The 10,184-nt window shown below is 67.0% G+C and carries 9 protein-coding genes and 1 pseudogene; 2 read left to right on the top strand and 8 right to left on the bottom strand.

Annotation, left to right across the window (positions count from 1 at the left end):
- The 3 genes from CV1CTNOD_RS14955 to CV1CTNOD_RS14965 all read right to left on the bottom strand — a co-directional run.
- On the bottom strand, positions 1-1,037 hold a 1,037-nt coding region (locus CV1CTNOD_RS14955), incomplete at its 3' end, for a serine/threonine-protein kinase (protein ID WP_131786701.1).
- Between the two features lie 208 nt (positions 1,038-1,245).
- Entirely contained in the window at positions 1,246-2,148 is a 903-nt protein-coding gene (locus CV1CTNOD_RS14960) for a tyrosine-type recombinase/integrase (protein ID WP_131786702.1), read from the bottom strand.
- Entirely contained in the window at positions 2,145-2,753 is a 609-nt protein-coding gene (locus CV1CTNOD_RS14965; protein ID WP_131786703.1) for a hypothetical protein, read from the bottom strand. Before CV1CTNOD_RS14965 ends, CV1CTNOD_RS14960 begins: the two co-directional genes overlap by 4 nt.
- Before the next feature lie 298 nt (positions 2,754-3,051).
- Here CV1CTNOD_RS14965 and CV1CTNOD_RS14970 point away from each other — a divergent pair.
- Together CV1CTNOD_RS14970 and CV1CTNOD_RS27890 are read left to right on the top strand one after the other, a co-directional pair.
- Positions 3,052-3,381: pseudogene (locus tag CV1CTNOD_RS14970) on the top strand (transposase); the annotation flags it as partial.
- A gap of 123 nt (positions 3,382-3,504) precedes the next feature.
- Positions 3,505-3,675 (top strand): hypothetical protein, encoded by a 171-nt coding sequence (locus CV1CTNOD_RS27890; protein ID WP_347402942.1) that lies wholly within the window; start codon positions 3,505-3,507, stop codon positions 3,673-3,675.
- A gap of 126 nt (positions 3,676-3,801) precedes the next feature.
- Here the strand turns inward: CV1CTNOD_RS27890 and nifD are convergent, their stop codons facing one another.
- The 5 genes from nifD to CV1CTNOD_RS15000 form a co-directional block, all read right to left on the bottom strand.
- Positions 3,802-5,247, bottom strand: a complete 1,446-nt coding sequence (gene nifD / locus CV1CTNOD_RS14980; protein WP_131786704.1) for a nitrogenase molybdenum-iron protein alpha chain — start codon at positions 5,245-5,247, stop codon at positions 3,802-3,804.
- Positions 5,244-5,780: a beta-ketoacyl synthase N-terminal-like domain-containing protein gene (locus CV1CTNOD_RS28390; RefSeq protein WP_131786705.1), complete on the bottom strand. Its 537-nt coding sequence runs from the start codon at positions 5,778-5,780 to the stop codon at positions 5,244-5,246. The genes nifD and CV1CTNOD_RS28390 overlap by 4 nt, the downstream gene beginning before the upstream one ends.
- Before the next feature lie 341 nt (positions 5,781-6,121).
- Positions 6,122-7,129: a ketoacyl-ACP synthase III gene (locus CV1CTNOD_RS14990; RefSeq protein WP_207386461.1), complete on the bottom strand. Its 1,008-nt coding sequence runs from the start codon at positions 7,127-7,129 to the stop codon at positions 6,122-6,124.
- Positions 7,126-8,814 carry a CoA-transferase gene (locus tag CV1CTNOD_RS14995; RefSeq protein ID WP_131786706.1) on the bottom strand — a complete coding sequence of 563 codons (1,689 nt, stop codon included), beginning with the start codon at positions 8,812-8,814 and terminating at the stop codon, positions 7,126-7,128. Before CV1CTNOD_RS14995 ends, CV1CTNOD_RS14990 begins: the two co-directional genes overlap by 4 nt.
- A complete protein-coding gene (locus CV1CTNOD_RS15000; protein ID WP_131786707.1) occupies positions 8,811-10,076 on the bottom strand; it encodes a beta-ketoacyl-[acyl-carrier-protein] synthase family protein in 1,266 nt (421 codons plus the stop codon). The genes CV1CTNOD_RS14995 and CV1CTNOD_RS15000 overlap by 4 nt, the downstream gene beginning before the upstream one ends.
- Between the last annotated feature and the right edge of the window lie 108 nt (positions 10,077-10,184).

Here is a 10,184-nt window from a genome sequence, read left to right on the forward strand (position 1 = left end):
GAGGCGGGAGCGGGGGATCCCCCGTCCGACGGTTGCCTTCCCGCCTGGTGTGCAGATGGTTCGCCGCTGTCGGGAGCATTGTCGAGGGCCGGAGGGATCGCCCCCGGCAGTGGTACGTGGACGGTCACCAGCGGCTCCTTCGCCACCGGGTCAGCGGGCCGTTCGCTGGCGGCGTGGACCTCATCGGCGAGACACACCGGGATCCCGGACTGCGCCACCCATCCCGGCCCGTAGCCGCGGGCCGCGGCGCCGGCGAGAGCGAGCGCGAATGCCCGCGCCGAGGGATACCGCGCCGCCGGATCCTTGGCCAGGGCCCGCAGGATGACCGTGGCTACCGGCGCGGGTACCCCCGGCAGCGGTGGGGGCGGGGTGTGCAGATGGTGGTGGTACAGGGCGTGCGGGGGCAGGGTCGGGTCGAACGGCGCCACCCCGGCGAGCAGCTCGTACAAAAGCACCCCGAGGGCGTACAGGTCGGCGGCCGGTCCCAACCGGCCACCGGTGAGCTGTTCGGGGGGCATGTACTTCGGCGTCCCCATGATCGCGCTTGCGCTGGCCGCCGCTCCGGCGAACAGTTTCGCGATCCCGAAGTCGGTCACCTTCAGCAAGCCGGTGGCGTCGAACAGAATGTTGTCCGGTTTGATGTCGCGGTGCAGTACCCGCCGGGCATGCGTGTAGGCGAGTGCCTCGGCGACGGCCAGGCCGACCGCGCAGGACTCCTGCGCCGTCATGCCCGCCCGCCGGCGGGTGAGGGTCCCGCCGGCCAACATCTCCATGACGATCAGATAGAGGCTGTCGGTCTCGGCATAGTCGTGGACCCGGACAAGATGGGGATGGTCCATCCCGGCGAGGATCCGTGCCTCGGTTTGGAAACGGACACGCGCTCCCTCCTGCGCCGTAGCCAGCACCTTGATCGCGACGTCGCGCTGCAGGCGGCGGTGCCAGCCGGCCAGCACCAGCCCGAAGGCGCCCGCGCCGATCTGGTCGCCCAGCTCGTAGCCGGGCAGCGCCGCGGCTACCCGCGCCCGGTCAACGAGCATGTGCGGGTGGTCGCCGAATACCGACGACCACGACCCTTACCAGCACAAACCCGCCCACAATCCTTCAGAGTAATACCGTGATATCGCCCTACCATCCGCCGCACTCGGCGGCCAGCGTCATTCGGGTCACCGAGCAGCCAGTGGATGTCAATCCCCCTACACACCCGTGCTGGCACCGGCCTCGCTGTCCGGCGAGGGAGCGGGGCCGCTACTCGAAGATCTGCTCGACGACGGCGGCCACCTCGGCGGTGCCGGCGCGGAAGTAGCGTGCGGTCGACTCGAGCGCGCCGTGCCCGAGGAGGGCCTGGACCTGGGCGGGGTCGGCGCCGCCTTGGCGGAGCCGGGTGGCGTAGGTGTGGCGGAGCCGGTGTGGGCGGAGGCCGGGGAGATGCGCGGCGGCGCCGACGGCGAGGACGACCTGCGTGATCCCGGAGGTCGACAGCCGGCCGCGCTGTCCGGTCCACAGCGGGCCCGGGGCGTTGCCGCGTTTCAGCAGCCAGGCGGAGATCCTCACCCGCGCGGTAGCCGGCAGCGGCACGACCCGGACCTCGTCGCCCTTGCCGTACAGCCGGACCTGGCCGGTCCGCGACGTGATCGCAACGTCGTCGACGTCGAGGCGGGCGCATTCCTCGGCCCGGGCGCCGGCGCCGAAGAGCACGGCGATGATCGCGGCGTCGCGGGGGCCGCGGCGGGCGGCCGCGCGTTCGACCGCGCCCTGCTCGGCGGGCGTGAGCGCGTCGGGCTCGCCCGGGCGCGGTACCCGGGCCCGCTTGACCTGGATCCGCAGCTGCGGGCCGTGCTCGTACATCAGGCTGACGGCGGCCAGGGCCTGGTTGACCGTGGCCGGGCTGGCTCTGGTGGTGCGCAGCAGGTGGCGGCGCCAGGCGGTGACCGCAGCCTCGGCGCCGACGACGTCGGCGAAGGCGTCGGGGTGCGCGTCGGTGTGCGCGGCGAGCCAGGCCGTGTAGGCGGCGCACTGGCGCCGGTAGGCCGTGACGGTGTTGGCGGCGAGTTTGCACCGGTCGAGGTAGCGGCCGGTCGCCGTTAGCGCACGGTCGGCGACCGTCGAGAGGTCGGTGTCGAGGTGCAGGGGGACGACCGGTGCGGTCACGGCGTCGCGCCGTCGTCCGTCGGCGTCGCGGGGCGCAGGCCCTCCAGTGCGTCGATCACGGCGTCGCCGGCGTCCCAGGCGCGCCGCATCTGGCCGAACATCTCGCCGACGCTGTCGTGCCGCGCTCGTAGCCGAGCTGGATCGTGGCCAGCTCGTCGATGATCGCCTTGGAGATCCGGCGGCGGGTAGGCGGCCGCGCCCGGCCCGATCAGGTGGGCCGGGTAGGTGTAGTCCCGGTCGCCGGCGGCCTGGCGGTGGGTCTCCAGCCGGCGGCGCTCACGGGCGACCCACGCGGCGTCGGATAGGGCCGTCTCCGCGCGGACGTGTCGTTGGTTGTCCGCGGCGACGGATTCCATGGACTCGGCCAGCCCGACCAGACTGTCGCGCCACCCGGCGGGCCGGTCGACGAGTTCGCCGGTGGCGTCGGCCCGCCGGGTGCGCTCGCTCCAGCCGGTCACCGTCGCTGCCCGCTCCAGCTCCCGCGCGCAGATCGCGGCACGGCGGCGGGCCCGTTCGGCGGCCGCCCACGGATGATCAGAGAGGTACCACTCCATGTCCTCCGGGGTGCTCACGGCGTAGTCGGAGAGGTCCGGGATCGTCGTCATCGGCAGGCTCCTTCTTATCCGCTGAGTCGCGGCCGGCGGGTCGCCCCCGCCTGGGCCGCATTATCCACTGAGATCCTAGCCGGTCCCAGTGGATAATGATAATTATCCACTGGGACTCTGCTCGTCGGCGACGGGCGTTCTCGACGATCTTCTGCTGAGCGGGGGGTGTCAGATGGTTCGTGTAAGGACGGATGGGTTTGGATGGATCAGGTCGGGATGAACCTGGTTCGGTCGGAAAGGACCCTCGTTGAACGGCACGAAGGCTGGTTCGGCGGTTGACGTAGACGCAGCGGCGCGGCTGGCGGAGGTGCTGCAGCCGGAGGCGATCGATCGGCTGCTGGCGGACGCGGAGGCTTCAGGAACGCCGATTGATGGTGTGGACGGGCTGCCGGCCCGGATGACCAAAGCGGTGCTCGAACGTGCCCTGGAAACAGAAATGTCGGATCATCTCGGCTATGAGCGCGGGGATTCCTCGGGGAACGGGTCGGGAAACTCGCGCAACGGCCACGGCACGAAAACCGTGCACACGACCACCGGCCCCGTGAAGATCACCGTGCCGCGGGACCGGAATGGCGAGTTCAAGCCGCGGATCGTCCCGAAGGGCGCGCGTCGCCTCGGCCAGGCGGAGAGCCCACAATCATTACCCCGTCAAGAAACCCGGCCAGCACGGCACCCACCACCCCGCCGCATCCACCATCAGACTCGCCAACCCAACAAAACCCCAGGTCGCAGCTTGATCAAACTAGGTTAAGTGACATTGAGGGTTCACCACGTCGCCCGCCTGGCAGAACTCGCGAAACCCGGACCACAGCCCGGCTGGGTGAACGTCATGGCGAAACGGCGAAGAAAGACCCTGATCGTCTGCCGTAACTGCCATGACACAATCCACTGGAAAGCGCCACGCAAGACGCTCACACAGTAGATCACTGGAGAGCCAGATGCCTGGAAATCGGGCACGTCCGGTTCGGCGGGGGGCCACACGTAAAAGGACCCGTCTCAGGCGGGCACCTCGACGCGAGGCCTACCCAACCCGCCGTGAGGCCGGCAATCACGCGGCGTTCGACCAGGGGGCCTGGAACGGGTTCCAGGTCGGGCTGTTGATGGCGATGTCCATGTCCCGGGCGAACACGGCGAAGCCGTCCACCCCGTGGTACGGACCGGAGTAGTCCCAGGAGTGCATCTGGCGGAACGGAAGCGCCATCTTGTGGAAGACGTACTTCTCCTTGACGCCGGCACCCATCAGGTCCGGCTTGAGACGGCGGGCGAACTCCTCCAGCTCGTAGGCGGTGGGATCGTCGTAGAGCACGACACCCTCGCCGAGCTCGAGGCTGGTACGGGTGTAGTCGTCCTTGTGGGCGAACTCGCAGCCAATACCGATGATCTCCATGCCGAGATCCTCGTAGGCGCCGATGGTGTGCCGGGGGCGCAGAGCACCGACGAGGAGCATCACCCGCTTGCTCTCCAGCCGCGGCCGGTACTCGTTGATCACCTGGTCGAAGAACGGCTGGTAGCTCTTGATCGCCGCTTCGGTCTTCTCCTTGATCGCGTCATCGAAATAGGAGGCGATCTTCCGCATTGACTCGACGATCTTGGTTGGGCCGAAGAAGTTGAACTCCATCCACGGAGTGCCGAAGCGCTCCTCCATTGTGGTGCAGATGTAGTTCATCGACCGATAGCAGTGGATCAGGTTCAGCTTGACGTGATGGCTGCTGCACAGCTCGTTGAGGGTGCCGTCCCCGGACCACTGAGCGACCACCCGCAGGCCCATGTTCTCCAGGATCCGCCGCGACGCCCACGCGTCGCCGCCGATGTTGTAGTCACCGATCAGGGCGACGTCGTACGGCGTCTGCTTGGTGGTCTCCCGGGTGCCGAGCACGATGTCCCGGATGGCGTCGTTGGCGACGTGGTGGCCCAACGACTGGCTGACGCCGCGGAATCCCTCGCACTTCACCGGGACGACCGGCATGTCCAGTTCCTTCGACGTCGCGCGGGCCACCGCGTCGATGTCGTCACCGATCAGCCCGATCGGGCACTCGGACTGGATCGAGATGCCCTTGGCCAGCGGGAACAGCTCGGCGATCTCCTTGCACGTCGCGGCGAGCTTCTTGTCACCGCCGAAGACGATGTCGCGTTCCTGGAAGTCGCTGGTGAACTGGAACGTGACGAAGTTGTCGACGCCGCAGGTACCACGCGAGTAGTTACGCCGGGACGCCCACGAGTACTGGCCACAACCGACCGGGCCGTGGCTGATGTGGACCATATCCTTGATCGGACCCCACACCACACCCTTGGAACCGGCGTAGGCGCAACCACGGATCGTCATCACACCGGGGCGCGACTTGATATTGGACTTGACCTCGCACCCCTTCGACCCCTCAGGGTCGTTGGGCTTGATGTGCTTGGCCCGGGCCTTCGCGACCTTGGGCGGGTAGGCCGAGAGGACCTCGTCAATCATCGCCTGCGTCTGCGCAGGCGTCTGCACGGGAGGAGTCATGACAGACCTTCCCTTTCAGCGAGGAGATGCCAGGGCCCGAAGGCGGCGCGATCATGGCTCCTGCACCGCCGGAGGCCATTCCCAGGTTGGACAGGGGCCAATGGAAATTCTCGCATATTGATCCTAAAAATGTCACCTACGTCAACTCTCTGTGAATTCACGAACGGCCTGGATGAACGGGTTGAACTGGCTACGGTGCACGTCGTGGGACGCGTTGTGTAACTCGACGGTGGTGCAGCAGGCGGGCAGGATGCGACGTGCGTGTGCCCAGTCCTCCCGGTCTCTGCCTGCAACGCTGTCAGTGACTTCTCACTCCATCGCTCTGACGGCACATCGGTGATCGCATCGCGACCGTCGCGGAGAAAATCCCACAACGACGCCGCGGAACCAACGCCACTAGGAAGGCGACACGAGGCCCCAATCACCGCAATGGAGGTACTTCCTCCAGCATCCCGCGTCCGGTCACCCGAATCCTTGCTCGGACGTGCGCGCATGGCCTGATCCACTTTTTCACCTTCTCCTGCCGTAAGCATACGGCATCATTGGCCAACGAAAGATCAGAAATTAATAGACGCTCACCAAGAATTGTGAATCGTCTTGAATTTTAAGTAAATTCCACGAAACAATGTTATTGATCATGATATAAACACTCTCTCTGCAGCAGGAGGTGGCGCGATCATGCCGACCCGCGGCTGCGGGTGTCGGCTGCCTTCACCGAGCTCACCCTGGCTGTCTGATCAACATTCAGGCAGGGTCCATCATGTCTTGCTTTCCCATAACGCAACAGACCCTCACCGGCTCCCTCCAGCAGACAGCCAGTGAGGGCATATCCACGCAGCCTTGATCCAACAAACTACCGGTAACTGGGACTGAGCTACCGGTAGCGGAACAGCATCGCACCCCAGTTCAAGCCGCGTCCGATGCCGAGCGCGATGATCAGGTTACCCGGCTTGATCTTCCCGCTGTGCACGTGTTCGGACAGGCAGCTGGGGATACTCACGCTGGAGGTGTTGCCTCGGCGGTCGATGTTGAGCAGCAACCGCTCGCGAGGGATCCCCAGCGCCGCCGACACCTCGTTGATCATGTTCAGGTTGCCCTGGTGCGGGATGATCCAATCGATCTGCCCGAGCTCGAGGTCGTTCTGCCTGAGCAGGGTCTGGGCGGCGTCGATCAGCAGGCGCGGGCCCAGCTCACCAATCTGCCCACCCCGCATCAGGATCTTGTCCTCGTCGTCGATGTCGAAGGCGTCGAAGTGCCGGCCGTCGGATTTCACCACGGTGTCCACCAGGCCGGATGGGCCACGGTCGACCCGGCTCCACACCGCGGCCGCCGCACCCGCCCCGAACAACGCGGAATAGCGGTACTTGAAATTGAGGATCGGTTTCGGGTTCTCCGCCGCGACGATCAGCGCCGTACGCTTCCCCAGCAGGTGCAGCAAGGTACGGGCGACGGTGCTGGTGTAGAGAAAACCAGCGCAGGCGGTCGCGGTGATGTCGAAACACGCCGCGTTCCGGGCGCCGAGCAGGTTCTGCACCGGCAGCGAGATATCGGGGTAGCGGTTGGTGGCGGAGGACGGGTTCACCCGCGCCCGGGTCGTCGACGTGGTGCCGATGAGCAGATCGACGTCGCCGGCCGTGATCCCGGCGTGGTCGAGGGCCTTCCGCGCGGCGGCCACACCCATCTCGACCGGGCGCTCGTCGTCTGATTCGGGCCAGTGCCGGGTCCGGACGCCAGTGTGCTCGACGATCCAGGCGTCATCGATGCCGAGTTCGGGAATCTGCTCAAAGAACGCGTTGGTCACCGGCTGTCCGGGAAAGTAATGCCCCAGGCCCGTCAACTGGACGCCGGGCTGCATTACGGTGCCATTGTGTCGTTCGGTCACCGGTAGTGTCCTTCCGGGTCGAGGCTGCGCAGCAGCGCAAGCTCTTTGTTGGTAATCGGTTCCTCGGCAACGGTTTCGCTGTAGTCGACCTGCCAGTCGGTGCCGGTCGTGACAGCGTCGCCGGGCGTGGCGGGTCCTCCCTCGCGGGAAAGGAAGGTGGTCAGGCGGAACGGGTCATCGGCGTGCTCCCGGCGGAACGCTCCGAATTCGCTGACCACCGTCCGTACCCGGTGGCCGGGGCTGGTCACGGCCGCGACGCGCCGCACGTAGCGACGCGGGTCGGCGGGGGCCACGACGACGCAGTCAGCGGAGGCGGCGATGTCATGCGCGCCGCCGGACCCGGTGATCCACCGCCCGTCAGGCAGCACGCTGGTGTTGATATTGCCGTGGGTGTCGATTTCGGCGGCGGCCAGCACACCGAGGCAGCGCTCGTTGCTGGCGACGAGACCGCCGAGAGCCTCGGGAATCCCGGCCAGTTGCTGGGCTCCCCTGGTGTGCCGTTGGCTGAACAGGAAGACGTCCCCGTGGCAGGGCGTCACGCCGTAGAACCCGAGTTCGGCGACGAGGGCGACGTCCACGCCGTCGAGCCGGAGTTGCTCCGCGGCGAGCCACGCTGCCATGTGGGATGCGCCGATCCCGGCGAGCACGGTGTCGTAGCCGTGCGTCCGAACCTCACGCATGACGGCCCTCACCCCGAGAATGATCAAGGTTTCGGAGCGGGTCGGCTCCACCGGCAATGCGGTGTCCGGGGCCCGCCGGGGTGGTGGAGTGTCGAGCGCCAGCCCCACCAGCCGCTTCCCGCCCAGCCGCTCGAGGTATTCGGCGTGCCCACCGGGTAGGTCAACCCATTCGCGGAACCAGGCGCGTGCGGTGTGTGGGTCGCGGCAGGCGTCGGCGGTGTCGGCCAGGAACTGGTAATCGTCGAGGTAGCCATGGACCTTGCCGAGCGAATCGGTACGGAGGGATTGTGGATGTGCGCCGTGGGGCGACTCGCACAGCCCGATCACCCGCTGCCCGGGGATGAGCACCCGCTCCGAGCTCCAGGCGATCACGTCTTCCTCGACGATCCGTTCGACGGACGCGATGACGCCCTTCTTGGCCGCGAACGCGGCCCAAGCCCCCTCACCGTGCGGCGGGAGAAGCACCACATTGCCGCGCCGGTCCGCGCATACTCCATGAACGACGGTGATGTCGGGGCGCAACGGCCGCAACAGCGCCGTCGGGCGCCCGGACAGTGACCACGGGTCGCGCACCACGGTGAGGGTGTCGTTCTTACCGTCGGCCAGATGGGTACCCAGCAGGGATGACGTAGCCGCGCTGGGTTGCCCCGTGGCCCCTGCCATCAGCCGCTGCACGAAGGTGAGTAGAGACCACAGTTCGAGCTCGTACGGCGTGCCGGTGAGAATGTCCCGGTACAGCGGACACGGCCGCGGCGTCGGGTACGTCTCGCCGAGGAAACACGTGATCATTTTCTGCACCGCACCCGACAAGGCGAGGGCATGAGCACTGGAGTGCACCGAAGCCATGCTGACCGTCAGGGCGCCGGTGCCGTAGAACGCGCGGGCGACCGCGTTGATCAACGCGTTCGGCCGCGCCATTGTCACTGCGAAGTGCAGATGCATGCCGGGCCGAACGTGCTGGGCGACCAGCTCGTCCACCGACCGGGCCACGACCGGATTACTCATGCCGACGCCCCGAGTATCACCACGGATGTCTGGCTGCCGATCGCGAACGCCAGAGACACCGCCAGGTCGAGCGTCGCCGGCCGGGGGCCGTCAGCGACGTGATCCTGGGCGCAGTCCGGGTCGACGTCAGAGATGTTGATCGTGGGTGCGAGGCTCTGGTGGTGCAGCATCAGGGCCGTGGCGGCCACATTGATGATCCCTGCGGCACCGAGGGTGTGGCCGTAGATCGGCTTGTTCGACCCCAGCGGCGGCAACTCCTCCGCCCGCCGGTGCGGGTACAGCGCCTTCAGCGCCTGGCACTCTGCCAGATCATTGGCACGGGTGGCGGTGCCGTGTCCGCAGACGTACCCGATCTCGTCAACCGAACGCCCCACCTCCGTCACCGCCCTGATCAGCAGGTCCGCCGTCATCCTCCCGGAAAGGTCCATCCGGGTGGCGTGACCGGCTTCGTTCAGCGCCTGGTGGTCCAGAATGTGCGCGTATACGCGGGCACCACGGGCGCGAACAGTCGATACCCGCTCCAGACACAGTGTGATCGCACCCTCGCCGAGCGCCGTGCCGTCACGGTCCCGGTTGTACGGCCGCACCGCACGCCCAGGTTGGTCACGCTCGCGGGACAGCAGCCCGAGCTCCTGGAACACCCCCATCACGTCTGGCACGAGCGGGAAGTCATATCCCCCGACGAGCACCGCGTCACTGCTGCCAGCCCGCAGTTCCCGCAATGCCACGCCGAGGGCGTGATGGCCGCCAACGCAGGCGGCGCTGATGGTCGTCATAAGGCCCTGCGCGCCAAGATAGATGGCAGTCAAGTTAGTGGGCGAAGCCGTGAGGCTGCCCAGCATCCCGCTCGTTCCGTCGGCACGGTTACACGCATGGCGCGAACGCCAAGGCAATCCACGCGAACTTGACAGGATGATGGACACCCGCCGCGGGTCGATGCCCGCCTCATCCAGACCAGTGTCCTGCCACGCAGACTTGATCGACGCCATCGTGGCCAGGATCTCCCTGCTGTACTTCGCCGCATGCCGCGCGGACAGGCCAGGCAACACCTCCTGAACCTCAAAGGGGCCCAGCTGTGCCCCCACGCACACGCCCAGGCCTTCCCCCAGGTCGATCCGGCCCAGCTGCGAGCTGCCAGTGCGCAGGTTGTTCCAGAAAGGGGGGACGGCGAAGGCACCGGGGAGCATGGGGCCGATCCCGGTGATAGCGATCGGTTCCGCCGGTTCCGCCGGGCGGTTGGACGGGACGGCTGACCTGGCCATCAGGTCACCTCCATAGACAGAGGAACTGTTGAATCATGGATAGGGAGGAACTGTTGAATCGTCGGGACAGCGGGTCTGTTGCGTTATGGGAAAGCAAGACATGGCGGA

It is taken from the genome of Protofrankia symbiont of Coriaria ruscifolia (assembly GCF_900634745.1).
GTDB lineage: Bacteria > Actinomycetota > Actinomycetes > Frankiales > Frankiaceae > Protofrankia > Protofrankia californiensis.

Bases quoted from the DNA above. Each gene is read 5' to 3' on its own strand.
- nifD (WP_131786704.1), bottom strand. From the start codon at position 5,247: ATGACTCCTCCCGTGCAGACGCCTGCGCAGACGCAGGCGATGATTGAC.
- CV1CTNOD_RS15000 (WP_131786707.1), bottom strand. From the start codon at position 10,076: ATGGCCAGGTCAGCCGTCCCGTCCAACCGCCCGGCGGAACCGGCGGAA.
- CV1CTNOD_RS14995 (WP_131786706.1), bottom strand. From the start codon at position 8,814: ATGAGTAATCCGGTCGTGGCCCGGTCGGTGGACGAGCTGGTCGCCCAG.
- CV1CTNOD_RS14965 (WP_131786703.1), bottom strand. From the start codon at position 2,753: ATGACGACGATCCCGGACCTCTCCGACTACGCCGTGAGCACCCCGGAG.
- CV1CTNOD_RS28390 (WP_131786705.1), bottom strand. From the start codon at position 5,780: ATGCTTACGGCAGGAGAAGGTGAAAAAGTGGATCAGGCCATGCGCGCA.